Below are 23,340 nucleotides of genomic sequence, written 5' to 3'. Positions count from 1 at the left end.
GGGCACGCTGTACACGGCGGCTTTTGCTTTGTTTTTAATAGCTGTTAGCGCATTTCCCATAAGCGCTGGAGGCCAATTTGACCCTTACTGCGCACATTGACTTTGCCGACCCGCACGACCGCAGCGCGCCGCGCCTGCGCCATGCCTTTGGCGCCCCGCGCGAGGTGCTGCAAGCCCACCAGCTGCAGGACGTGCGCGCCGTGCTCGACGCCGTGCATGCCGCCGCACAGCGCGGCCACTGGTGCGTCGGCCATGTGCGCTACGAAGCCGCAGCGGCCTTTGACGCCGCCCTGCAAACCCATGCCGCCGACGGCCCGCTGGCGTGGTTTGCCGTGTACGACGCACCGCTGCCCTGGCCTGCCGATGGGTCTGCGGATGCAGCCGATCCCGCCGCGCAGGTCGAGTGGACCGGCGGCCCCGACCGCGCTGGTTTTGACGCAGCCATTGCCTACATCCAGCAGGCCATCAGTGCGGGCGAGCTTTACCAGGTCAACTACACCGCCCCACTCACCGGCAGCTTGCGCCAGGGCAGCGCCGCCGCGCTGTTTGCCGCGCTGCAGCGCGCCCAGCCCGGCGGTTATGCCGCGCACATGGCAGCGGGCCCCGAGCAGGTGCTGTCGGTCTCGCCCGAGCTGTTTTTTGACTGGCACGATGCGCCCGGCGGCGGCCGCATCCTGGCCCGTCCCATGAAAGGCACCGCCGCGCGCGGCGCCACCCCCGCAGACGACGCCGCCCAGGCCGCCCACCTGCGCGCATCGCCCAAAGAGCGCGCCGAAAACGTCATGATCGTGGACCTGCTGCGCAACGACCTCTCGCGCATTGCCCAGCCGCACAGCGTGCGCGTGCCCGCGCTGTTCCACACCGAGGGCCTGCCCACCGTGTGGCAGATGACGTCGGACGTGCAGGCCCGCACGCGGCCCGGCACCACCTTGAGCGACGTGTTTGCTGCGCTGTTCCCCTGCGGCTCGGTCACCGGCGCGCCCAAGGTGCGCGCCATGCAGATGATCCGGGCGCTCGAATCCGCGCCGCGCGGTGTGTACTGCGGCGCCATCGGCGTGGTGCGGCCGGCCGGCGTGGCCGGGGCGGATGGCCTGCACAGCGTGGCCGCCACTTTCAACGTGCCCATCCGCACCGTGGTGTTGCGGGCCGGGGCCGATGGCACCACCACCGCCACCTGCGGCATTGGCAGCGGCATCACCTCGGGTGCCACGGCCGATGCCGAATGGAACGAGTGGCGCCACAAGCGCGCCTTTGTGGAGCGCGCCAGCGCCCCGTTTGACCTGCTCGAAACCCTGGCGCTGGTGGATGGCCAGTTCCGCCACCGGGCCGAGCACCTGGCGCGCCTGCAGGGCGCGGCGGCGCATTTCAATGTGCCGTTCGACGCCGCTGCCGTGCAGGCTTGCCTGCAGGCGCTGGCAGGCAACCACCCCGCCGGTGCCTGGCGCGTGCGCCTGCTGCTGCGCGCCAGCGGCCAGCCCCACGCCGAGGCCTTTGCCCTGCACCCCACGCCCGTGCCCGTGCGCCTGCAATTGGCGGGCCGCCCGCTGCCAGAGGCCCATGGCGAATTCGTGCGCTACAAGACCACGCGCCGCGCGCACTACGCCGCGTTGGCGCCCACCACGCCCGGTGTGTTCGACACCGTGCTGTGGAACGAAGCGGGCGAGATCACCGAAACCACGTTCGGCAACATCGCCATGCTGCTGGACGGCCGCTGGGTTACCCCCCCGCTGGCCTGCGGCCTGCTGCCCGGCGTGGGCCGCGCCGTGGCCCTGCGCGAAGGGCGCCTGACCGAGGCCGTGGTGCGCCTGCAAGACCTGCCGCGCGTGCAGGCCTGGGCATTCGTCAACAGCCTGCGCGGCTGGCTGGCCGCCGAACTGGTGTCATGATGTTTGGGTGTTTTTGGTCTCTAGCGCTTATCTGGTAAGCGCTAGTAGCTATCATTGTTATAGTGTGTAAACCGCCCAAAACCTTGTCCTGATAATGGGCGAGTTCCCCGCCCCACCCACTCCCCCTGAAGGACGCCCATGACGCCCGAGGCACTGGCCCGCGAATCCATCGACCGCAAGCTCGCCCAGGCCGGCTGGGTGGTGCAAGACATGAAGGCGCTCAACCTGGGCGCAGCCACCGGAGTGGCCGTGCGCGAACACCCCACCGACACCGGTCCCGCCGACTATGTGCTGTTTGTCCACCGGCAGCCCGTGGGCGTGATCGAAGCCAAAAAAGACAGCGCTGGCGAAAACCTCACCGCGACGGAGGCCCAGACCGAGCGCTACGCCAGCGCCAACCTCAAATGGCGCAAAGACAGCACGCCGCTGCGCTTTTTGTTCGAGGCCACCGGCCAGATCATCCGCTTTACCGACGGCGCCGACCCCGCGCCGCGCTCGCGCGAAATCTTTCATTTCTTCAAGCCCGAAACGCTGGCAGCGTGGCTGGCACAACCAGACACCCTGCGCCGCCGCCTGGCCGAGCAAATGCCCGCGCTGCCCGAGCAAAACCTGCGCCACTGCCAAATCAGCGCCGTCACCGGGCTGGAAAAGTCGCTGGCGCTCAACAAACCCCGCGCCCTGGTGCACATGGCCACCGGCGCGGGCAAAACGTTTACCGCCATCACGTCGGTGTACCGCCTGCTCAAGTTTGGCGGTGCCAAGCGCATCCTGTTTCTGGTCGATACCCGCAACCTCGGCAAACAGGCGCACCAGGAGTTCATGGCCTACACGCCACCCGACGATGGCCGCAAGTTCACCGAGCTCTACAACGTGCAGCGCCTGGCCTCGCCCAGCATCGACCCGCACGCGCAGGTGTGCATCAGCACCATCCAGCGCATGTATTCCATTTTGAGTGGCGAGCCCATCGACGAATCGGCCGAAGACCTGTCGCTCAATGAAGTGCAGCAAACCGCCAGCCAGGCAAAGCTGGTGCGCTACAACCCGGCCGTGCCGGTGGAAACGTTTGACTTCATCGTCATCGACGAATGCCACCGCAGCATCTACAACCTGTGGAAGCAGGTGCTCGACTACTTTGACGCCAGCCTGATCGGCCTGACCGCCACGCCCGACAAGCGCACTTTTGGCTTCTTCAACGAAAACATCGTGGCCGAATACACCTACGAGCAATCCGTGGCCGATGGCGTCAACGTGGGCTACGACGTGTACACCATCGAAACCGAGGTCACGCAAAAAGGCGCCGAGCTCAAGGCCAAAGAATGGGTGGACCACCGCGACCGGCAAACCCGCAAAAAGCGCTGGAGCGAAACCGAAGAAGACACCGCCTACACCGGCAAAGAGCTGGACCGCTCCGTGGTCAACGTGAGCCAGATTCGCAAAGTGATCCAGGCTATGAAAACCGCCGTGGAAACGCAGATCTTCCCCGCGCGCAAAGAAACGCCCAAAACCCTCATCTTTGCCAAGACCGACAGCCACGCCGACGACATCATCCGCATCCTGCGCGAGGTGTATGGCCAGGGCAACGCGTTCTGCAAAAAGGTCACCTACCGCGCCGAAGAAGACGCCGACAGCATCCTCAGCAGCTTTCGCAACGACTACCACCCGCGCATCGCCGTCACCGTGGACATGATCGCCACCGGCACCGACGTGAAACCCCTGGAAGTGCTGCTCTTCATGCGCGACGTGCGCAGCAAGGGCTATTACGAGCAAATGAAAGGCCGGGGCGTGCGCAGCCTCGATGGCGACAGCTTGAAGCGCGTCAGCAACAGTGCCGATGGCGCCAAAACCCGCTTTGTGCTGATCGACGCCGTGGGCGTGGAAAAGTCGCTCAAAACCGAAAGCCGCCCGCTGGAGAAAAAGCCCGGCGTGCCGCTCAAAGACCTGCTGCAAGGCGTGGCCATGGGCAGCCGCGACGACGACACCGTTCTCAGCCTGGCCAACCGCCTGGTGCGCCTGGCCAAGCAACTGGGCGACAAAGCGCAGGCGCGCATTGAAAAAGCCAGCGGCGGCATCCCCGTGGCCGAGTTGGGCAAGGGCCTGATTACCGCGCTCAACCCCGACGCCATCGTGCAAACCGCGCTGGCCAGCGCGCAGGCCCAGGGCATCACCCGCAGCGAAGACACCCTGCTGCCGCAGGAACTCGAAGCCGCCCGTGCCACCCGCGTGGCCGCCGCCTGCGCCCCGTTTGACCAACCCGCGCTGCGCGACGAAATCGAAAACGCCCGCCGCGAGCGCGAGCAGCTCATCGACCACATCAACCTCGATACCGTCACCTTCGCGGGCTTTTCCGAGCAGGCCGAGGCGCAGGCCCAGGCGGTGGTACAGACCTTTGCCGACTACCTGCAACAGCACAAAGACGAAATCGCGGCGCTCGGTTTTTTCTACCAGCAGCCCTACCAGCGCCGCGCGCTCACCTTCGACCTCATCGAAGAGCTGCACGAACAGTTGGCCAAACCACCGCTGATGCTCACCACCGAACGCCTGTGGAGCGCCTATGCCCGCGTGCAGGCAGCGCAGGTGAAAGGCGCGGACAAAAAACGCCAGTTGACCGACCTGGTGAGCCTGGTGCGCTTTGCGCTGGGGCTGGACGGCGAAGGCGCTGAACTCAAGCCCTTTGCCGACGAAGTGGACAAGCGCTTTCAGGCCTGGATTTTTCGGCACAACGCCCAGCGCGGCACCGCCTTTACGCCCGAGCAAACCGAGTGGCTGCGGCTGATGAAAGAGCACATTGCCAGCAGCTGCGCCATCCACCGCGACGATTTTGATTACGCCGAGCTGGCGGACAAGGGTGGGCTGCAGAAAGCGTGGGGGCTGTTTGGCAAGGAGCTGGATACGCTGATGGATGAAATGAATTGGGAGTTGGTCGCGTGAGTGAGTTGCCAAAAGGATGGGTAGAAACAAGCCTCGGCGAACTTTCCGATTGGGGAAGCGGAGGTACGCCGAGTCGATCCAATCCGGCATATTTCGGCGGTGCAATACCGTGGGTGACGATCTCTGATCTTAAAGATGGGGTTGTACTCAGCACATTCGCATCAATCACGGAGGCCGCACTAGAAAACAGTGCAGCAAAGCTTGCTCCTGTCGGTTCAATACTGGTGGCTCTTTACGGGTCTATCGGGAAGCTAGGTATTGCCGGCATCCCGGTCACAACAAATCAAGCTATTGCATATTCACTGCCGAACAAATGGGCGTTTGACAGCAAGTATCTCTACCACTATTTGCGCGCTGAGCGCCGTAATTTGCTTGCACTAGGTTCGGGCGTTACCCAAAAGAACATCTATCTCGGCGATTTGAAGGCTTACAGATTTCCTCTTGCCCCACGGCACGAACAAACCCGCATCGTCGCCAAACTCGAAGAACTGCTCTCCGACCTCGATGCCGGGGTGGCCGAACTCAAGGCCGCGCAGAAGAAGCTGGCGCAATACCGCCAGTCGCTGCTGAAAGCCGCCGTGGAAGGCGCGCTCACCGCCGCGTGGCGCACGCAGCACCAGCCCACCGAGACCGGCGCGCAACTGCTGCAACGCATCCTGCAAGAGCGCCGCGCCCGCTGGGAGGCCAGGCAGCTCGCCAAGTTTGCGGAGCAAGGCAAAACCCCGCCCAAGGACTGGCAGAAGAAATACCCCGAGCCGGTGCAGCCCGATACCAGCGGTTTGCCGGAATTGCCGCAGGGGTGGGTGTGGGCGACTGCGGAAATGCTTTTCTCATGGGGCAGCGGGGACTTTCTACCTGCTTCCGCACAGATCGATGGCGATTACCCTGTCTATGGTGGAAATGGGATAAACGGCAGACACAATGCAGCCAATGTAGGTCACGCCACTATTGTTATAGGTCGAGTCGGAGCCCACTGCGGGAACGTGTTCCGCACAGAGTCAGCGGCTTGGGTCACGGATAACGCCATTTACGCAACAGCTAAAAACGAGTTCATAACGTGGGCGCATTCTGAGTTAACGATGCAGGCCGCAAACTTGGGGTCTGGCTCCAAGGGTGGTGCCCAGCCATTCATAAGTCAAAAGATACTCAACGACACGTTTATTGCCTTGCCTCCGATTCGAGAGCAAGAACGAATCCTTGAAGAGTATGTCGTCGCCTTAAATTCAAATGAGGAAATGGCTGCGAGCATTGCAATCTCCCTCCAACAATCCACCGCCCAACGCCAAAACATCCTGCGCGCCGCCTTCTCCGGCCAACTGGTGCCGCAAGACCCCCACGACGAACCGGCCAGCGCACTGCTAGAGCGCATCCGCGCCGAGCGGGCCGCGCAGGGCGCAGTAAAAAAACCGCGTGGCCGCAAAGCCAAGGAGGCCGCATGAATTCGAGCGACGGAGTGGACGAAATGGATGTGGCCAGCCTGGCAGAAGCCTACGACCTGGAATGCAAGGCAGCGCAGGGGCGCGATGGCCGTGGCGAGCTGCCAGACGATGTGTGGAAAAGCTACAGCGCCATGGCCAATGCCGATGGTGGGGTGATTCTGCTGGGCGTGCAGGAAAAGCCACGGGGCAGCTTCCGTGCCCTGGGTTTGGCGGATGTTGAACGGGTGCGCAAGGCGTTGTGGGACAACTTGCATAACCGCAAGCAGGTCAGCGTCAACCTGCTGACCGAGCAGGATGTGGATGTGGTGCAGATCGACGACCACATGGTGCTGCGCGTCCGCGTGCCACGGGCATCGCGCCAACAGCGGCCCGTGCATGTGGGGAGCAACCCGTTTGGGGGCACCTATTTGCGCCGCTACGAGGGGGACTATCAGGCGGATGACGAGGCGGTGCGCCGCATGGTGGCCGAGCGCGTGGAGGACTCGCGTGATGAGCGGGTGCTCAAGGGGTATGACTTTGGCGACCTAGACATGGATACGGTCGCGGCATACCGCAACCGGTTTGCGGCGGTGAAGCCGGGCCATGTGTGGAGCGACCTGCCCCTGCCCGAGTTTCTGGAGCGCATTGGGGCGTTTGGCAAAGACCGCGAGGCAGGCCTCAGCGGTTTGCGGCTGGCGGGTTTGTTGATGTTTGGCCGGGCCGAGGTGATCTGCGATGCGCTGCCGCACTACATGGTGGATTACCAGGAAAGGCCAGAACCCAAAGCCGATAAGCGCTGGATTGACCGCTTAGTACCCGATGGCAGTTGGTCGGGCAATGTGTATGACTTTTTCCGCAAGGTGTACCTGAAGCTGACGGTAGATCTGAAGGTGCCTTTTCAGTTGCAGGCGGGCCAGCGGATTGACGACACGCCGGTGCATGAGGCGCTGCGCGAGGCTCTGGTCAACACCTTGATCCATGCCGATTTCTCGGGCCGGGTATCCGTGCTGGTCGTGAAGCGGCCGGACATGTTTGGCTTTCGCAACCCCGGCCTGATGCGCGTACCGCTGGAGCAGGCGGTGATTGGCGGCAATAGCGATTGCCGCAACCGGCGCTTACAAAAGATGTTTCAGCTGGTGGGCTATGGTGACCATGCGGGGTCTGGGTTGCCGAAGATTTATCGGAACTGGGCTGGGGAGCATTGGCGCAGACCGGTGTTGCACGAATTGCGTGAACCTGAGCAAACGCTGATGGAGCTGCGCATGAGCAGCCTGGTGCCACAAGACGTGCTGGTGGAGTTGCAAAATCGCCTGGGTGAAAGCTTCACGGCCCTGCCAGAGTTGGCGCGGCTGGCACTGATTACAGCCAGCACGGAAGGGGTGCTGAACCATGCGCGCTTGCGCCAGATTGCCACCGATCATCCGGCAGACATTACCAAGATGCTGGCCAGTCTGGTACGCGATGGTTTGTTAACGCCCCAAGGCACAGGCCGGGGCATGGTGTATTACCTGCCGTGGGAGCCGCAGGCGGCGTCCATGGGTTTTGCTGCAGGGGAAACCCCATTAACACCGGAGCTAAACCCCTTAACACCGGAGCTAAACCCCATAACACCGGAGCAGCCGGACAGCGCTCCGGTGGCTGCGCCTGGGCCAACGGTGATTTCTGACCTTACCCAGATGGACTCCGCCGAACTCGCAAGACTGCGAGCATTGGCCGCGCCGGTGGCCGAGCGTGGCCGCGCAAGCCCGGAGCTAGTGCAGCAAACCGTGTTGGCACTGTGCGCCGATCGGTACTTGGGCTTGCGTGCACTGGCACAGCTGTTGGGTCGCAACCCCGACGGGGTTGATTTGCGCAAACGCATTCTGAATCCCCTGGTCGCCCGCAAACAGTTGCAGCGCGCATACCCCAACCCGAACGATCCACGCCAGGCTTACTCGGCCAGCACGACGAAATCTGACGCATGAACACCTCCTCCCTCGTCCAGAAAGTCTGGAACTTTTGCCACACCCTGCGCGACGACGGTGTGGGCTATGGCGACTACCTGGAGCAGCTCACTTACCTGCTGTTTTTGAAGCTGGCGCACGAATACGCGCAAGAGCCCTACAACCGCGACACGCACATCCCCAACGGCTATGGCTGGGCCAGCCTGACCAGCAAAGTAGGCGAGCCGCTGGAGGCGCATTACCTGGCCACGCTGCACCGGCTGGGGCAGGAGCCGGGCATGCTGGGCGCCATTTTTTTCAAGGCACAGAACAAAATTCAAGACCCGGCCAAGCTCTCGCGCCTGGTGCAGTTGATTGATGCCGAAAGCTGGATCAGCCTGGATGCCGACACCAAGGGCGACTTGTATGAAGGCCTGCTGCAAAAGAACGCCGAAGACACCAAGAGCGGCGCAGGCCAGTATTTCACGCCGCGCGCGCTGATCGAAGCCATGGTGGCCTGTGTGCGCCCCGAACCGATGAAGGCGATTGCCGATCCGGCATGCGGGACGGGCGGTTTCTTTTTGGGTGCCTACAGTTGGCTGACGCGCCCCGGCACCACGCTGGACAAGCGCCAGAAAGCGTTTTTGCGCGACCAGACCTTTCACGGCAACGAAATCGTGCCGGGCACGCGCCGCATGTGCCTGATGAACCTGTTTTTGCACAACATCGGTGAGCTCGATGGCGAGCCGTCGGTGGAGCGCTCGGATGCCCTGATTACCGAGCCCCGGCGCAAGGTGGATTACGTGCTGGCCAACCCGCCCTTTGGCAAGAAGAGCAGCATGACCATCACCAACGAAGAGGGCGAGGAAGACCGCGAGGCGCTGACCTACGAGCGGCAAGACTTTTGGGAAACCACGTCGAACAAGCAGCTTAACTTTTTGCAGCATATCGTCAGCATGCTGAAGGTGGACGGCAAAGCGGCGGTGGTGCTGCCAGATAACGTGCTGTTTGAAGGCGGGGCGGGCGAGAAGATTCGCAAGAAACTGCTGGAAAACTGCGATGTGCACACCGTGCTGCGCCTGCCCACGGGCATTTTCTATGCGCAGGGCGTGAAGGCGAATGTGGTGTTCTTTGACAACGCCCCAAAAGATGGGCGCGTGCATACCAAGGGCGTGTGGTTTTACGACCTGCGCACCAACAAGCATTTCACGCTGAAGACGCGCACCTTGAAGCTCGATGACTTGCAGGATTTCATCACCTGCTATCACCCGGAAAACCGCCACGAGCGCATCGCCACAGATCGCTTCAAGTTCTTCAGCTACGACGAGCTGATGGCCCGCGACAAGGCCAGCCTGGACATCTTCTGGCTGAAAGACGACAGCCTGGACAACCTGGATGATTTGCCGCCGCCCGAGGTGTTGCAGCAAGAAATCATCGAGCACCTGGAGGCTGCGTTGGCGGCCTTCAGGGACGTGGCGGCAGGGCTGCCGGGGCGGGGCGCTGCAACGCCGTAGCAATGCACCACCCGCCGTAATGCGGTGCGGCCTCTACCGCACCTACCGCCGCACCTACCGCCGCACCTATCGCCGCACCTGCCAGGCCGCTTGCTGCGCCACAAACCCGTCAAACGCCGCCAGCAGGGGTGCCAGGCTTTCGGCGCCTTCCAGCTGCGCCAGTGCCGCGCAGGTGGCCTCCAGGGTAGAGAGCTGGTGCGGCTGGTGCGCCGTGCGGATGCGGTAGCGCGATGCCGGTAGCTCGCGCAGCGGCAGGCGCGGCAGTTGTTGCAGCAACGGGTTCTGGTGCAGCATCTTGCGGCTTTTGCGCCAGGTGCCGTCCAGCACCACCAGGCGCAGGCGCTCGGGTGATTGCAGCCAGGCGGGGTTGAGTGGCGGCGGGGTGGCAATGCCCAGGGTGGCGTCTTGCGGGGCTTCGGGGTAGAGCAGCAGGGCGTGGCGCGGGGCGGTGGCTGCATCTGTTGCGCCAAATGGCGCGGTCAGCAGGGGCTGCAGCGCGCTGTCGTCAAACCGCTCGCCCGTCACCATGCGGCTGTGCGGCAGGCTCAGGTGCAGCAGCCGCGCCGTGCCTTTGGCCTCGTGCACTTCCAGCGGGTGCTGCAGGATCAGTACCTCGGTGCGGTGCGCCACCGGGGTGGCCCAGCGGCAGATGCAGGCGCTGTGCGGGCGCAGGCAGGCGGGGCAGCGCGGGCGGCTGGTGCTGAGTGGAGTCACTATAAAAAAAAGAGCTGCTAGCGCTTGATGGATAAGCGCTACAGCCCTGTTTGGCTAAAAAATGGCGGCGAGGCCGGTGGCTTACAGCCGCTCTTTGACGTAAGAGCCCCGGTCCATATCGACGATTTCCACGCTGAGCTGCACCATCACGCCCGCTGGCTTGGGCGATAGGCGGCGCAGCACCTCGGCCACGCGTTCGGACAGGTCTTTTTTGGCCTCGGGCGTGCGGCCCGACAGCAGGCGCAGCTGGGCGTGCACAAACGCGCGGTTGGCGGGGGCGGTGCCAATTTCAAAGCTGTCCACCAGCACGAAGCGGCTTTTGAGGTCGGCCTCGTCCAGCACTTCGGGGCTGCTGGTGACGGCCTGGTTCAGCTCGGTGAGGGCTTGCGCCTCGGGAAAACCGGCAAGGTTTTGCGAGTATTCGACGATCAGGTGGGGCATGGTCTGCTTTCGGCGGGGGTGGAAAAAGCGGGCGTTACAGCGCCTGGGTAGGCACGTGGTGGCGCAGTTCGGTCTGGCGGTTGTGGCCGTCGACAAACACCAGTTGGGGTTCGTGCGTGGCCACCTTGTCTTCGGGCACCTGGGCAAACGCCGCAATGATGAGCAGGTCGCCCACGGTAGCGCGGCGCGCGGCCGAGCCGTTGACCGAGATCATGCCGCTGCCGCGCTGGCCCTTGATGGCGTAGGTGATGAAGCGCTCGCCGTTGTTGATGTTCCAGATGTGGACCTGTTCGTTCTCGCACAGGTTGGCGGCGTCGAGCAGGTCTTCGTCGATGGCGCACGAGCCTTCGTAGTGCAGCTCGCAGTGCGTGGTGGTGGCGCGGTGGATCTTGGATTTGAGCAGGGTGCGGTACATGGCGGTGCAGGTTTGTTGACGGTGGTGTTCCATGCCGCGCTCAGTGGCGCGCAATGGGCGGAACCAGGATGGTGGGCGCGGCGGGCGCCGCAAGCGCAGGGTAGTCGCGGCTGTAGTGCAGGCCGCGGCTTTCGCGGCGCATTTGCGCGCTCTTGATGATGAGGTCGGCCACCTGCACCAGGTTGCGCAGCTCCAGCAGGTCGCGCGTGATGTGAAAGTGGGCGTAGAACTCCTGGATCTCGGCTTGCAGCAGGGCGATGCGGTGGGCCGCGCGCTCCAGGCGCTTGTTGGTGCGCACGATGCCCACGTAATCCCACATGAAGCGGCGCAGCTCGTCCCAGTTGTGCGAGATGACCACCGACTCGTCGGCGTCCTGCACGCGGCTGTCGTCCCAGCCCGGCAGCTCGGGCACGGGCGTGCACGGCGTGGCCGCAATGGCGTGCGCGGCGGCGCGGGCAAACACCATGCATTCAAGCAGCGAGTTGCTGGCCAGGCGGTTGGCGCCGTGCAGGCCGGTGCAGGCCACCTCGCCCACGGCAAACAGGCCGGGCAGGTCGGTGCGGCCGGCCAGGTCGGTCAGCACGCCGCCGCAGGTGAAGTGCGCCGTGGGCACCACGGGGATGGGCTCTTTGGTGATGTCGATGCCCAGCGACGCGCAGTGCGCCAGGATGTTGGGAAAGTGCTCGTGCAGAAATTCGGGGCTCTGGTGCGAGATGTCCAGATGCACGCAGTCGAGGCCGTGGCGCTTCATTTCGTAGTCGATGGCGCGGGCCACCACGTCGCGCGGTGCCAGTTCGGCGCGCTCGTCGTGCTGCGGCATGAAGCGCGTGCCGTCGGGCAGCAGCAGCTTGCCACCCTCGCCGCGCACCGCCTCGCTGATGAGGAACGACTTGGCGTGCGGGTGGTACAGCCCCGTGGGGTGAAACTGGATGAACTCCATGTTGCCCACGCGGCAACCGGCGCGCCAGGCGGCGGCAATGCCGTCGCCGGTGGCGGTGTCGGGGTTGGTGGTGTAGAGGTAGACCTTGCCCGCGCCGCCCGTGGCCAGAATGGTTTGCGGCGCGCGGAAGGTCACCACCTCATCGGTGGCGCCATCCAGCGCATACAGGCCCAGGCACTGCTGCGGGCCCGCCAGGCCCAGCTTGTGGCTGGTGATCACGTCCACCAGCGTGTGTTGCTCGAACACCGTGATGCCTGGCGTGGCGCGCACCACGTCGATCAGCGTGCGCTGCACGGCGGCACCGGTGGCGTCGGTCACATGGGCGATGCGGCGTGCGCTGTGGCCGCCTTCGCGCGTGAGGTGCAGCTGGTCGCCCTCCATCGAAAAAGGCACACCCAGCTGGCGCAGCCACGCGATGGCCTCAGGCGCGTTTTCCACCACGAAGCGCGTGGCGGCCAGGTCGCACAGGCCGGCACCGGCCACCAGGGTGTCTTCGATGTGCGCGGCAAAGCTGTCATCGTCGGCCAGCACGGCGGCAATGCCACCCTGCGCCCAGGCGCTTGCACCGTCCTGCAGCTGGCGTTTGGTGATGACAGCCACGCGGTGCGTGGGCGCCAGGTGCAGGGCGGCCGAGAGACCGGCGAGGCCGCTGCCTACGATGAGTACGTCAAAGTCGTGGGATTGCATGGTGGTTTCTCGTGGCGTGCGAAACGGGCGCTGCACTACGCCAGTGCCACCGTGGAACGGGCTTTGCCAGGCCACGGGTGACGTCCCCCTTGGGGGAAGACGCGAAGCGGCTCAGGGGGGTCATGCAGGTGTATAGGCCAGCCGGACGTAAATGGGGGCGAAGGCCTCGGCCTGGGTGATCTCGATCAGCGTTTCCTTGGCCAGCTCGAGCAGCGCGATGAAGGTCACCACCAGCACGGTGCTGCCGTTGGCGGGATCGAACAGTTCTTCAAACTCGACAAAGCGGCGCCCCTGCAGCGTTTTGAGCACCATGCTCATGTATTCGCGCACGCTCAGTTCCTCGCGGGTGATCTTGTGGTGCTGCACCAGCCGGGCGCGCTTCAGGATGTCGCGCCAGGCGTCTTGCAGATCGACCACATGCACATCCGGAAACCGCGGCTGCAGGCTTTGCTCGATGTACACCTGCGCCTTCACAAAGTCGCGCCCATATTGCGGCAGTTGCCCGAGGCGCATGGCGGCCATCTTCATCTGCTCGTATTCGAGCAGGCGGCGCACCAGCTCGGCGCGCGGGTCTTCGGCCTCGTCGGCTCCCTCCTGCTTTTTGGGGGGCAGCAACATGCGCGACTTGATCTCGATGAGCATCGCCGCCATCAGCAGGTATTCGGCGGCCAGCTCCAGGTTGCGGCTGCGGATCTCTTCCACGTACACCAGATACTGGCGCGTGAGGCCGGCCATGGGGATGTCGAGGATGTTGAAGTTCTGCTTGCGGATCAGGTACAGCAGCAGATCGAGCGGGCCTTCAAAGGCCTCAAGGAAGACTTCGAGCGCGTCGGGCGGGATGTAAAGGTCTTGCGGCAGCGCAAACAGCGGCTCGCCATACAGGCGGGCCAGCGCCACCTGGTCCACCACGTCGGGCATGGTGCCCGGGGTAGCCGCAGTGGCCTCGGCAGGGCTTGCGCTGCGCATTTGTGCTATTGAATAAATAGCTGCTAGCGCTTTATGGTAAAGCGCTAGAGGCCATTTTTATGTTCAATCAGCGTTGGTCTGATAGGGGTAGGGCTTTTGCGCGACCTGGGCATCGCGGTAGTCGCCCCAGATCTTGCGGTCTACCTGCTTGTCCCACAGCAGGGCGCGGCCTGCGCGCTGCTGTTCATCCAGCTCGGGCCTTTGCGCCTTGAGCTGGTCGATGAACTGGGTGGCATCGGATTTGTAGTCGGGGCGGCGAAAAATGGACATGGACTGATAACCTCTCTGGCTTGATTTTACCGGGAGCCTTCCATGCCCTTTCTTTTTCGTGCCCTGGCGCTTGCCGCGGCGGCTTTCAGCCTGGTCGCCCTGGCCGGATGCGACGCGCAGCGCATCAGCGAACTGCAGCCTGGCATTTCCACCGAGGCCGACGTGCGTGACCGCTTTGGCGTCCCCGAAACCATCTGGGACGAGGCCGATGGCGCGCGCACCCTGGAATACAACCGCCAGCCCGCCGGGCAGATCAATTACATGATCACCGTGGGTGCCGATGGCCGGCTGGTGGCCGTGCGCCAGGTGCTCACGCCCGAGAACTTTGCCCGCATCACACCCGGCACCGACATGGCGCAGGTGCGCCGCAATCTGGGCAAGCCTGCCAAGGTCACGCCCTACCGCCTCAGCGGCGAAACGCACCACGACTGGCGCTTTGCCGAGGCGCCCAACATCCCCAAGGTGTTTACCGTGGTGACCAAAGACGGCGCCACGGTGCTGCGTACGCAGATCGGCCCCGACATGGACGCGCCAGAGAACAAGGGCGGGCGCTGATTTCAGAAATCCGGTGCGCTGCCTTGTGGGCATTCACGGCGCAATCTTGCGCTTGAGTGCCCGCGCCACCCCCGGAGGCAAGCTGGGCAGCGAGCGCAGCAGCCAGGGCAGCAGCTTGCGCTTGAGGCCGCTGAGCGACTGCGGCACCATGGCCTCGATCAGGTGTGGCCCGGGCGTGGCCAGGGCGTACTCCAGTGCCCGCACAAACTCCTCCGCCGTAGTGGTGCGCACGCCGTGCACGCCCATGCCCTCGGCGAGCTGGGCGAAGTTCAGCACCGGGCCGTTCAGGTCCAGCTGCGACCGGGCCTTGGCGCCCACTTTTTCGGCGCCCACGCGTTCCAGCTCCACGTTGAGCACCGAGTACGAGGCGTTGTTGAAGATGATGGAAACGACGTTGAGCTTCTCGCGCGCCATGGTCCACAGCGCCTGGATGGTGTACATCGCCGTGCCGTCGCCAATGAGCGCCAGCACCGGGCGTGTCGGGCAGGCAATGGACGCGCCCACGGCGTTGGGCAGGCCCTGGCCGATGGCGCCACCCGTCAGCGTGATGAGGTCGTGGCGTGGCGCCCCGGCGGTGAAGGGCGCGAGCATCAGCCCCGAGGTGATGGCCTCGTCGATGAGGATGGCGTTCTCGGGCAGCAAGTGGCCCACGGCCTTGCACACCTTCTCGGCGGTGAGCTTGCCGCGCGGGCGCCCGGGGCGTGCGGGGGCCTGTAGCGCGGGCTGGGCCTGCGCGGCGCCCAGCGCCTGGGCGAGTTTTTCGAGGCTGGCGGCGGCGTTTTGTGCGGGCGTGGAGAGCTGGTGCACGGTGCAGCCGTCGGGCACCAGGTCGCTCTTCTTGCCCGGGTAGGCGAAGAACGACACGGGCGCCTTGGCGTCCACGAGAATCAGGTGTTCGATGCCGGCAAGCTGTACCCCGGCCAGCTCGGCCAGGTAGGCGATGCGCTCCACGGTGGGCAGGCCTGCGCCGCGCTCCAGCCGGGTGGGGAAGACTTCGGCGAACACCTTCACGCCGCTGTGCGCGGCGATGCGCGCGGCGGCCCGCAGGCCGGGCTCGCGCAGCGCCTGTCCGCCCAGCAGCAGCGCGGCCTTGCCGCCCGCCCGCAGCGCTTGGGCGATGACCTGGACGGTGGCGTCGTCGGCCGCCCCGGGGCGCGGCGGCGGTGGCGGTGGGCAAGGCACGCCGCCCTCGCCCCAGGACACATCGGCGGGCAATATCAGTGTGGCCACCTGGCCGGGCAGGCCGCGCGCGGCGGCAACGGCGTCTGCCGCGTCCTGGCAGAGTGCCGCCGTGCTTTGCGACGTGCGTACAAAACCGGGCGACACATTGCGTGCCACGGTTTCGATGTCGGACTGCAGTTGCGCGTCGTACTGCGTGTGGTGGGTGGCATGGTCGCCCACGATGTTGACCACGGGCACTTTGCCCTTGCGCGCGTTGTGCAGGTTGGCCAGGCCGTTGCCCAGGCCGCAGCCCAGGTGCAAGAGCGTGGCGGCGGGTTTGCCGGCCATGCGCGCGTAGCCGTCGGCGGCACCCGTGGCCACGCCTTCAAAAAGGGCCAGCACTGCGCGCATCTTCGGTTCGCTGTCGAGCGCGGCCACAAAGTGCATCTCGCTGGTGCCGGGGTTGGTGAAGCAGACTTCAATACCGGCATCGACCAGTGTTTTCATCAGCGCCTGGGCGCCGTTCAGGGGGGCGGTGGGCATGGGGTGTTCCTCTTTGAAAGGGTCAAACGGCGGTTGTGGCAACCGTGGCGGTGGTTGGGGCGGCGGGCAGCAGGCGGCGCATGGCCAGGGCAAACAGCAGGCCCCCGGCGTACATGAGCACGCCATAAAGCGCGCCGGGAATGGCCATGGCGTCGTCTTGGAGCACGGTGCTGGCAATCACCAGCGCCAAGGCGGCGTTCTGCACGGCGGTTTCAATGCCGAGGGTGACCGACTGGCTGCGCGACAGGCGCGCGGCCCACGCCACGCCAAAGCCCACGCACAGCATGCTGAGGTTGAGGATCAGCGCAAAGGGCGCCAGCGTGGTGAAGTTGTCGCGCAGCAGCGCCCAGTTCTTGGCCACGGCCAGCACCACGATGAGCACGAACAGCACCGTGGCCACGCGCGTGGCGCGCGGTTCGAAGCGCTGTGCCCAGGCACTCCAGCGCTGGCGCGCGAACATGCCCAGGCTCACCGGCACGCCCAGCACCAGCGCCACCTGGCCCATCATTAGCCCCACGGGCACGTCAACCGCCCGGGCCGCGCCCAGGTAGTGGCCCAGCGCCCAAGTCACGACCAGGGGCAGGGTGAAGATGGTGGCCACACTGGCCACGGCGGTGAAGCTCAGCGCCAGCGCCACGTCGCCGCGCGCCAGGTAGGTGAGCAGGTTGGAGGTGCTGCCCGTGGGGCAGGCCGCCAAAATCATGAAGCCCACGGCAAACACGCCGGTCATGCCCCAGGCACTGAGGAGCAGAAAGCACGCCAGCGGCAGCAGCACGAAGTGGCACACCACCCCCACCAGCAGCGCGCGCGGCTGGGCAAAGATGCGCCGGAAGTCGCCCACCGTCAGCCCCAGGCCGAGCGAAAACATGATGAAGGCCAGGATGAGCGGCAGCAGCACGCCCGAAACAATGTCGCCTTGCATGATGGCTCCTCAGAAGATGTGAATGAATCCGGAATGGGCGGGCATGGTGGGTTTGTTCATACCTTCTCAGCGTCCGGTGGTGATGTGCCGCGCCGCAGCACGCGCCGTGAGAATGCAGCCGGGCAAAAAGGTGCCCTCCAGCGAGCGCTTGCCGTTTGCGCCGCCGCCGCCAAAGCCCGCCGCCTCGCCCACGCAGTACAGGCCGGGGATGGGCTGGTCGGCGCCGTCGAGCACGCGGCTTGCCAGGTCGGTGCGCAGGCCGCCCAAGCTCTTGCGCGTGATGAGCTGCATCTGGATGGCGATGTACGGCCCGCTGCCTGCCTTTTGCAGCGGCGCGGGCGCGCAGGTGCGCAGCTTGTCGGGCCCCCACTGGCGCGCGTGCAGGATGCGGCGGATCTGGTCGTCGTTGTGCAGCTTGGCGCCGTTCGCAAAATTGGCGTCAAAGGTGTCGGCCGTGGCCTGCAGCACGGCGGGCTGCACGTCGTTGGTGCCAGCCAGCGCGTTCATCTTCGCGGCCAGCCCCGCCAGCGTGTCGTCCACCAAAAAGTGTTTGCTCTCGGCGGCCATCTGCTTCACCAGCCGGTGGTTGCCCAGCAACGTCTCTTTGAGGAAAGCGGGGAACTGCATGTCGCGGATGCGCTGGTTGTGCTCGGCGCCGGAAATGGCGAACTCCTTGGCCGCGATGCGCCAGTTCAGCAGGTGCCAGGTCCAGGGCTTCTCTTGCGCGGCCACTTGCTGGCACAGCCAGTGGGTGTCGAAACCGGTGACCAGCGGTTCCGGTCCGATGCGTTCGCCCCGGTGGTTGAGCCACAGCGCCGATTTGCACGGAATGGTGGACAGGCCATGCCCCTCGAAATGCGGAAAAGGGTGCGGAAAACCGGCTGCGTAGTTCCACATCTCGCCTGCGTGGGTTATCTGCGCGCCCCAGCGATCGGCGGCGTGGTGGTGCATCGCTCCGTCGGCAAAGGGGTGTGCGCCATTGAGCAGGGTGGCGGGCAGGGGGCGGTTGGTGGGCCAGTTGGCGCGGGTCTGCGCGTGGCCGCCGTTGATGCCGCCCATGGCCAGCACCACCACAGCAGCCGTCAGCCGCACCTCGGCACCGGTGTCCTCGTTCACCGCCAGCACGCCGGACGTGCGGCCTTGCTGCAAATCCAGCGCACTGGCGCGGTGGCGGTGCAGCACGGTGAGCCGCCCGCCCGTGTCGGCCTGGCGCATCGCGGCGATCATGCGGCGCGTGAGCTCGCGTGCCGTGCCCCAGATGATGTGGTAGCGCGGCACGCTGTTGCCCTCGCCATGCCGCCCGCGCTCGATCCAGTTGACCGCAGGCATGAATTTGACGCCCTCGCCCAGAAGCCAGTCGTACACCTCGGCGCGTGAATGCTCGACGTAGTAGCGCGCCCACTGCTGCGGATAGGTGTCGGCCGGGTCCATCTCGCCAAATCGCACCCAGTCGCGCAGCGCGGCCTCGGGCGAGTCGGGGATCTTCATGCGTGCCTGCAGCGCCGTGCCCACCAGCGCCATGCCGCCAAACGCCCACAGGGCGAGGCCTCCCAGGCGCTCGGGGGCATCGCGGTCCACCAGCGCCACGGACTGGCCCGCGCGCAGGGCTTCGAGCGCGGTGACGATGCCGGCCAGCCCGCCGCCAACGATCACCACATCATGGTGCTGTGCTGCCATGGTTTGTCTCCTGTTTGTGGAACCTGTGCGGTTCTCTGTAAGGTTCTTTGTGCGCCAGACGATAGCGTTTTATGATCGCTCCAGCCTTGACCTTGGAGACCATGCATGTTGACTTTGGAGCCCGATCGTGACCTTTCCTCAGGGCGACGACGGGCATGACGGTGTTGAAGCCATGTGTTCCCCATGAACAGGGCGTGAGCCATTTACTGGCGCCCAGCGTTGCGATGAGCTGGGTCAATACCGTCGTGGCGGCTGCCGAGCGCCAGGGCTTGGCGCGCGGGCGGCTGCTGGCACGCGCGGGCCTGGCAAGCGGTTGCCTGGACGCGCCGCGCTGGCCCATCGACGACATCACACGCCTGTGGCGTGCGGCCGCCGAGCTGACGGGCGACCCGGCTTTCGGCCTGAACGCCGGGCGCACGGTGGGGCCAGGCAGCTTCAATGTGGTCGGTTTCATCTTGCTGTCGTCGTCCACGCTGCGCAATGCCATCGGCCTGTTGCAGCAATACCAGCGGCTCATCAGCGATGGCGGGCGCTTCCAGATCCTGGCCGGCGAGCACCAGAGCTGGGTGGTGTACCACCCGCAGCAGGGCGAGCTGGCTTTCAGTGCGCACCAGGTCGAGGCCGTGCTGGCGGCCACGGTGAGCTTCAGCCACTGGGTTTCGGGCCACGCCGTGCAGCCGCTGCGAGTGCAGTTCACCCACCGGCAACTGGGGCCGCTGCCCGGCTACGCCGCGGTGTTCGAGACCGAGGTGGAGTTCGAGCAGGCTTTCAACGGCCTGCTGCTGGCCAATGCCGTGCTGGATGCGCCCTTGCCGCAGGCCGATGCGGCGCTCTCCGGCCTGCACCGCGCCCACGCCTCGGCCCAGCTGGCGGCGTTGTCGGTGCCCCAGGGCCTGAGCTCGCGCGTGGAGCAATGGCTGGCGGGTGCCATCGACAGGGGCGTGACCGAGCGGGCGCAGGCTGCGCGCCAGTTCGGCCTGACCGAGCGGGCGTTTGCCCGGCGGCTCACGGCCGAGGGCGTGCACTATTCGGATTTGCTGGACAGTGCGCGCCGGGCGCTGGCGTGCCGGGCCGTGGCAGACGGTGCGCAACCGTTCGTCGTCATCGCGCGCAGGCTGGGGTTTTCGGAGGCCAGCGCGTTCAACCGGGCGTTTCGGCGCTGGACAGGGTGTGCGCCCGGGGACTGGCAGGCGCGTGCCATGCAAGGCAGTGGGGACGCTGCGCCCTGTGCCAACGATTGATAGTAAAAAAAGGCTGAAACGCTTGCTGCATAAGCGTAAGCAGCTCTCTTTTTAGGAGCTTTTGCGGTGCTGGGCTGCGTTCTGCGCTGCCAGCCGGGCGTTGAAGCCGGAACGCTCCATCAGCGAGCGCGGCTGCTCTTGGGCATCCTGCACGCACAGCACGCCGCCGCGTTGGCCCACGGCTTTCAGAATCTGCTCCAGGCCTTCCAGGCCCGTCGTGTCCAGGGCAAACAGGTCGCGCGCGTTCAGTACCACTTCGGGGCCTTCGGGGCCAGCCTCCACGGCCTGCACGATGGGGTCGATCTTGGCGGCAGCCCCAAAAAACAGCGCACCGTGCAGGCGCCAGGCCAAGCGGGGGCGGGGGCCTGCCGCTAGGAGCCTGTCGGACGTGGAAATCGTCGGCTGCAAATCGGCCGCAGCGGTCCATTTTTCACCGTCTTTTTGCCCCATAGCCCCGCTATGGGGCTGCAAATCCGGCGAAAACTGTCCTCGCTGGGTCCGATTTTCGCTTTCGACGCTCCAAGTCCGACAGGCTCCTGGTGCCAATTCCCCCTGGTCAGCGGCCGGGGCCGTGGCCGTGGTGGCGCGGGGCAACTCGGGCTCGGCGCGGAACAGTGCGCTCATGCGCCGCACAAACAGCACGCAGGCCAGCCCCAGCCCCACCTCCACCGCCACCGTGAGGTCAAACACCACGGTCAGGAAGAACGTGCCCAGCATGAGCAGCCGGTAGTGGTTGCTGAAATGCTTGAGGCGCACAAACTCGTGCCACTCGCCCATGTTCCAGGCCACATAAAGCAGGATGCCCGCCAGCACCGCCAGCGGGATGTGCAGGGCCAGCGGCGCGGCCAGCAGCACGATGAGCGCCAGCGTGGCAGCGTGCACGATGCCGGCGATGGGGCTGGTGGCGCCCGCGCGCAGGTTGGTCACGGTGCGCGCAATGGTGCCGGTAGCGGGCATGCCCCCAAAGAACGGCACAATGAAATTGGCAACGCCCTGGGCCATGAGCTCCTGGTTGGGGTCGTGCTTCTTGTGGTGCGGGTTGGTGGCCAGCTGGTCGGCTACGCGCGCACACAGCAGCGACTCGATGGCGCCCAGTAGCGCAATGGTGACGGTGGGCGTGACCAGCAGGCGCACGGTGTCCCACGAAAAATCGGGCAACGCAAACGCTGGCGCCTGCTGCGGAATGCCGCCAAAGCGCGAGCCAATCGTCTCCACTGGGTAGTCCATCACATAGGCCAGCGCGGTCAGGGTGATCAGGGCCACCACGGGCGCAGGCACGCGTGCAAAAGAGCGCACGGTGTGGCCCTCGGCAATGCGCAGCACCGGCGAGCCGTGCATGAACAGGCGCGGCCACAGGAACAGGCCGCCCAGGCACAGCCCGCCCAGCCCCAGCGCATAGGGGTTCAGCGTGCCGATGTGCTGGCCCAGCACATGAACCTGCGAGAAAAAGTTGCCCGGCATCTTGTCGATGGACAGCCCCAGCCAGTCCTTCACCTGCGACAGCGCGATCAGCACCGCAATGCCGTTGGTGAAGCCGATGACGATGCTCACCGGCACGAAGCGCACCAGGCTGCCCAGCTTGAACATCCCGAGCAGGAACAGCAGCACCCCCGCACAGGCCGTAGAAATCAGCAGGTTGGCCACGCCATAACGCTCGACGATGCCGTAGACGATGACGATGAACGCCCCGGCCGGCCCGCCAATCTGCACATTGGTGCCGCCCAGCAGCGCAATGAGGAAGCCGCCGATGATGGCCGTCCACAACCCCGCCTCGGGCTTGAGGCCGCTGGCGATGGCAAACGCCATGGCCAGCGGCAGCGCGACGATGCCCACCGTGACACCTGCGCCCACATCGGCGAGCCAGCGGTTGCGGCTGTAGCCGCGCAGGGCATCCAGCAGACGGGGGCGGAAGGCAAACGAGAAACGCATGGATGGAGAGGGAGTGGGTAAAGAACGAAGGCCCAAGCCGGTGCGCCAGTGTAGTGAGCCGGTGACAAAGTGCAACCGTTGCGGCCGCACCCCGATCGCCTGCCGTCGATCCTGTCGCTATTTTTTTAATAGCTTATAGCGCTTGATTGGTAAGCGCTGCAGGCCGATATGATCGAAAATCGTGCGGCGGGATCGGTTGGCGCAGCGGTCAGCCGCCCCGCCGTCTGGCGCGTTGCTTGCTTGCCTCCATCCCATGAATCCACCCATGTCTGACGCCTCCGCCCCGCCATCCTCCCTGCGCCACGGCACGTTTGAAGATGCGCAGGCACTGTTTGCCGGCACCCTGTTTGTGGCCATGGCACTCATGCTGTTCAACCAGGCGGGGTTGCTGGTGGGGGGCACGGCGGGTGTGGCGTTTTTGCTGCACTACGTCACGGGCATCTCGTTTGGCAAACTCTTCTTTGTTGTCAACCTGCCGTTCTACTGGTTTGCATGGACGCGCATGGGCCGCGAGTTCACCATCAAGACTTTTGTCTGCGTGGCCCTGCTGTCACTGCTGACGGAGCTCTTCCCGCACGTCATGCATGTGGACTACCTGAACCCGCTGTTCGCCTCGCTGCTGGGCGGGTTGCTGCTGGGCACGGGCTGCCTGTTTTTGGCGCGCCACCGCTCCAGCCTGGGGGGTGCCACGGTGATATCGCTGTACCTGCAAGCCCGTTACGGCATGCGTGCAGGCAAGGTGCAGATGATGATCGACGGCACTGTGGTGTTGTTGGCACTTTTCATCGTGCCGGTGGAGCGCGTGGCGTATTCGGTGCTGGCGGTGCTGGTGATGAGCGGCTTTTTGTGGATCAGCCACCGGCCGGGGCGCTATACCGGAGAGTGAGCGGTGGGCGGGTTGGACTGGGGCAGTGTGCCCGGCAGAGCGGGCGGTGCGGATTGCTCTGCGGGCGCCGGGCGGATGGACTCCCTGATCTGGATGCCACTGCTGTCCGCCGCTGTCCCGTCACTGGACAGGGCATCGACGGCCATTCCCACGCCCTTGCCCACCACCTTGGCAGTGCCCACGGCAGCATCCGCCGCCAAGCCCACGGCGGTGGCCGTGACGCTAACGGCCGTGGCGGTCACCGCCACCACCGTGCAGCCGGCCAGCAACTGCGGCAGCAGCAAGGCGCCCGCCAGAGCACAGGCCAGACAGCGCATGGGCCGGG

General features: G+C 65.3%; 19 protein-coding genes. 8 read left to right on the top strand and 11 right to left on the bottom strand.

Translation table 11 applies throughout. The features are described from left to right. Window positions 1-77: 77 nt before the first annotated feature. The 5 genes from K226_RS0117985 (at window position 78) to K226_RS0117965 (ending at window position 9,668) form a co-directional block, all read left to right on the top strand. Window positions 78-1,886, top strand: a complete 1,809-nt coding sequence (locus K226_RS0117985; protein ID WP_024816114.1) for a chorismate-binding protein — start codon at window positions 78-80, stop codon at window positions 1,884-1,886. A 138-nt stretch (window positions 1,887-2,024) separates the two neighbouring features. Continuing rightward, window positions 2,025-4,814 (top strand): type I restriction-modification enzyme R subunit C-terminal domain-containing protein, encoded by a 2,790-nt coding sequence (locus K226_RS0117980; protein ID WP_024816113.1) that lies wholly within the window; start codon window positions 2,025-2,027, stop codon window positions 4,812-4,814. After that, window positions 4,811-6,253, top strand: a complete 1,443-nt coding sequence (locus K226_RS20090; RefSeq protein ID WP_035242177.1) for a restriction endonuclease subunit S — start codon at window positions 4,811-4,813, stop codon at window positions 6,251-6,253. Before K226_RS0117980 ends, K226_RS20090 begins: the two co-directional genes overlap by 4 nt. After that, a complete protein-coding gene (locus K226_RS0117970) occupies window positions 6,250-8,196 on the top strand; it encodes an RNA-binding domain-containing protein (RefSeq protein WP_024816111.1) in 1,947 nt (648 codons plus the stop codon). The genes K226_RS20090 and K226_RS0117970 overlap by 4 nt, the downstream gene beginning before the upstream one ends. After that, on the top strand, window positions 8,193-9,668 hold the full coding sequence (locus tag K226_RS0117965) for a class I SAM-dependent DNA methyltransferase (protein WP_024816110.1): 1,476 nt from the start codon (window positions 8,193-8,195) through the stop codon (window positions 9,666-9,668). Before K226_RS0117970 ends, K226_RS0117965 begins: the two co-directional genes overlap by 4 nt. 66 nt (window positions 9,669-9,734) lie before the next feature. On the opposite strand, the gene K226_RS0117960 is transcribed toward K226_RS0117965, so the two are convergent. The 6 genes from K226_RS0117960 to K226_RS0117935 all read right to left on the bottom strand — a co-directional run bounded on the left by K226_RS0117960 (window position 9,735) and on the right by K226_RS0117935 (window position 14,101). Continuing rightward, window positions 9,735-10,385 (bottom strand): tRNA-uridine aminocarboxypropyltransferase, encoded by a 651-nt coding sequence (locus K226_RS0117960; protein WP_035242174.1) that lies wholly within the window; start codon window positions 10,383-10,385, stop codon window positions 9,735-9,737. Window positions 10,386-10,463: 78 nt separating this feature from the next. Beyond that, the gene (locus K226_RS0117955) at window positions 10,464-10,823 is read right to left on the bottom strand and encodes a 5-carboxymethyl-2-hydroxymuconate Delta-isomerase (protein WP_024816108.1); all 360 of its coding nucleotides are present in this window, start codon (window positions 10,821-10,823) and stop codon (window positions 10,464-10,466) included. Window positions 10,824-10,857: 34 nt separating this feature from the next. Beyond that, a complete protein-coding gene (gene panD / locus K226_RS0117950; protein ID WP_024816107.1) occupies window positions 10,858-11,238 on the bottom strand; it encodes an aspartate 1-decarboxylase in 381 nt (126 codons plus the stop codon). A 40-nt stretch (window positions 11,239-11,278) separates the two neighbouring features. Then, entirely contained in the window at window positions 11,279-12,865 is a 1,587-nt protein-coding gene (nadB, locus tag K226_RS0117945; RefSeq protein WP_024816106.1) for an L-aspartate oxidase, read from the bottom strand. Window positions 12,866-12,985: 120 nt separating this feature from the next. After that, window positions 12,986-13,831: a ScpA family protein gene (locus tag K226_RS0117940; protein ID WP_081739453.1), complete on the bottom strand. Its 846-nt coding sequence runs from the start codon at window positions 13,829-13,831 to the stop codon at window positions 12,986-12,988. A gap of 63 nt (window positions 13,832-13,894) precedes the next feature. Then, the gene (locus K226_RS0117935) at window positions 13,895-14,101 is read right to left on the bottom strand and encodes a DUF3460 family protein (RefSeq protein ID WP_024816104.1); all 207 of its coding nucleotides are present in this window, start codon (window positions 14,099-14,101) and stop codon (window positions 13,895-13,897) included. 42 nt (window positions 14,102-14,143) lie between these two features. On the opposite strand from K226_RS0117935, the gene K226_RS0117930 reads away from it, so the two are divergent. Then, a complete protein-coding gene (locus tag K226_RS0117930) occupies window positions 14,144-14,656 on the top strand; it encodes a hypothetical protein (RefSeq protein WP_024816103.1) in 513 nt (170 codons plus the stop codon). A gap of 33 nt (window positions 14,657-14,689) precedes the next feature. Here the strand turns inward: K226_RS0117930 and K226_RS0117925 are convergent, their stop codons facing one another. From K226_RS0117925 to K226_RS0117915, 3 genes are all read right to left on the bottom strand, one after another. Further along, entirely contained in the window at window positions 14,690-16,345 is a 1,656-nt protein-coding gene (locus K226_RS0117925) for an acetolactate synthase large subunit (protein WP_024816102.1), read from the bottom strand. A gap of 37 nt (window positions 16,346-16,382) precedes the next feature. Beyond that, window positions 16,383-17,282 carry a bile acid:sodium symporter family protein gene (locus tag K226_RS0117920; RefSeq protein WP_024816101.1) on the bottom strand — a complete coding sequence of 300 codons (900 nt, stop codon included), beginning with the start codon at window positions 17,280-17,282 and terminating at the stop codon, window positions 16,383-16,385. Between the two features lie 66 nt (window positions 17,283-17,348). Further along, complete coding sequence (locus K226_RS0117915) at window positions 17,349-18,959, bottom strand: FAD-binding protein (RefSeq protein WP_024816100.1); 1,611 nt, start codon at window positions 18,957-18,959, stop codon at window positions 17,349-17,351. Window positions 18,960-19,153: 194 nt separating this feature from the next. Between K226_RS0117915 and K226_RS0117910 the strand changes: the two genes are divergently transcribed. Beyond that, window positions 19,154-20,200, top strand: a complete 1,047-nt coding sequence (locus tag K226_RS0117910; protein ID WP_238324291.1) for an AraC family transcriptional regulator — start codon at window positions 19,154-19,156, stop codon at window positions 20,198-20,200. Window positions 20,201-20,251: 51 nt separating this feature from the next. On the opposite strand, the gene K226_RS0117905 is transcribed toward K226_RS0117910, so the two are convergent. Beyond that, window positions 20,252-22,129: a SulP family inorganic anion transporter gene (locus K226_RS0117905; protein WP_024816098.1), complete on the bottom strand. Its 1,878-nt coding sequence runs from the start codon at window positions 22,127-22,129 to the stop codon at window positions 20,252-20,254. 253 nt (window positions 22,130-22,382) lie between these two features. Here K226_RS0117905 and K226_RS0117900 point away from each other — a divergent pair, with 253 nt between their 5' ends. Further along, window positions 22,383-23,015, top strand: coding sequence for a YitT family protein (locus tag K226_RS0117900; RefSeq protein WP_035242170.1), 633 nt, complete (start codon window positions 22,383-22,385; stop codon window positions 23,013-23,015). Here K226_RS0117900 and K226_RS19210 read toward each other — a convergent pair. Then, entirely contained in the window at window positions 23,000-23,332 is a 333-nt protein-coding gene (locus tag K226_RS19210; protein ID WP_024816096.1) for a hypothetical protein, read from the bottom strand. The genes K226_RS0117900 and K226_RS19210 overlap by 16 nt on opposite strands. Window positions 23,333-23,340: the final 8 nt, after the last annotated feature.

Origin of the sequence: Acidovorax sp. JHL-3, from assembly GCF_000526295.1 — a bacterium.
Classification (GTDB): domain Bacteria; phylum Pseudomonadota; class Gammaproteobacteria; order Burkholderiales; family Burkholderiaceae_C; genus Acidovorax; species Acidovorax defluvii.
The sequence above is the reverse complement of the archived record's forward strand: the minus strand, read 5'-3'. Positions and strand labels throughout refer to the sequence as shown.

Bases quoted from the DNA above. Each gene is read 5' to 3' on its own strand.
- K226_RS0117940 (WP_081739453.1), bottom strand. From the start codon at position 13,831: ATGCGCAGCGCAAGCCCTGCCGAGGCCACTGCGGCTACCCCGGGCACC.
- K226_RS0117930 (WP_024816103.1), top strand. From the start codon at position 14,144: ATGCCCTTTCTTTTTCGTGCCCTGGCGCTTGCCGCGGCGGCTTTCAGC.
- nadB (WP_024816106.1), bottom strand. From the start codon at position 12,865: ATGCAATCCCACGACTTTGACGTACTCATCGTAGGCAGCGGCCTCGCC.
- K226_RS0117900 (WP_035242170.1), top strand. From the start codon at position 22,383: ATGAATCCACCCATGTCTGACGCCTCCGCCCCGCCATCCTCCCTGCGC.
- K226_RS0117920 (WP_024816101.1), bottom strand. From the start codon at position 17,282: ATGCAAGGCGACATTGTTTCGGGCGTGCTGCTGCCGCTCATCCTGGCC.
- K226_RS0117965 (WP_024816110.1), top strand. From the start codon at position 8,193: ATGAACACCTCCTCCCTCGTCCAGAAAGTCTGGAACTTTTGCCACACC.
- K226_RS19210 (WP_024816096.1), bottom strand. From the start codon at position 23,332: ATGCGCTGTCTGGCCTGTGCTCTGGCGGGCGCCTTGCTGCTGCCGCAG.
- K226_RS0117955 (WP_024816108.1), bottom strand. From the start codon at position 10,823: ATGCCCCACCTGATCGTCGAATACTCGCAAAACCTTGCCGGTTTTCCC.
- panD (WP_024816107.1), bottom strand. From the start codon at position 11,238: ATGTACCGCACCCTGCTCAAATCCAAGATCCACCGCGCCACCACCACG.
- K226_RS0117935 (WP_024816104.1), bottom strand. From the start codon at position 14,101: ATGTCCATTTTTCGCCGCCCCGACTACAAATCCGATGCCACCCAGTTC.
- K226_RS0117970 (WP_024816111.1), top strand. From the start codon at position 6,250: ATGAATTCGAGCGACGGAGTGGACGAAATGGATGTGGCCAGCCTGGCA.
- K226_RS0117980 (WP_024816113.1), top strand. From the start codon at position 2,025: ATGACGCCCGAGGCACTGGCCCGCGAATCCATCGACCGCAAGCTCGCC.
- K226_RS0117915 (WP_024816100.1), bottom strand. From the start codon at position 18,959: ATGGCAGCACAGCACCATGATGTGGTGATCGTTGGCGGCGGGCTGGCC.
- K226_RS0117905 (WP_024816098.1), bottom strand. From the start codon at position 22,129: ATGCGTTTCTCGTTTGCCTTCCGCCCCCGTCTGCTGGATGCCCTGCGC.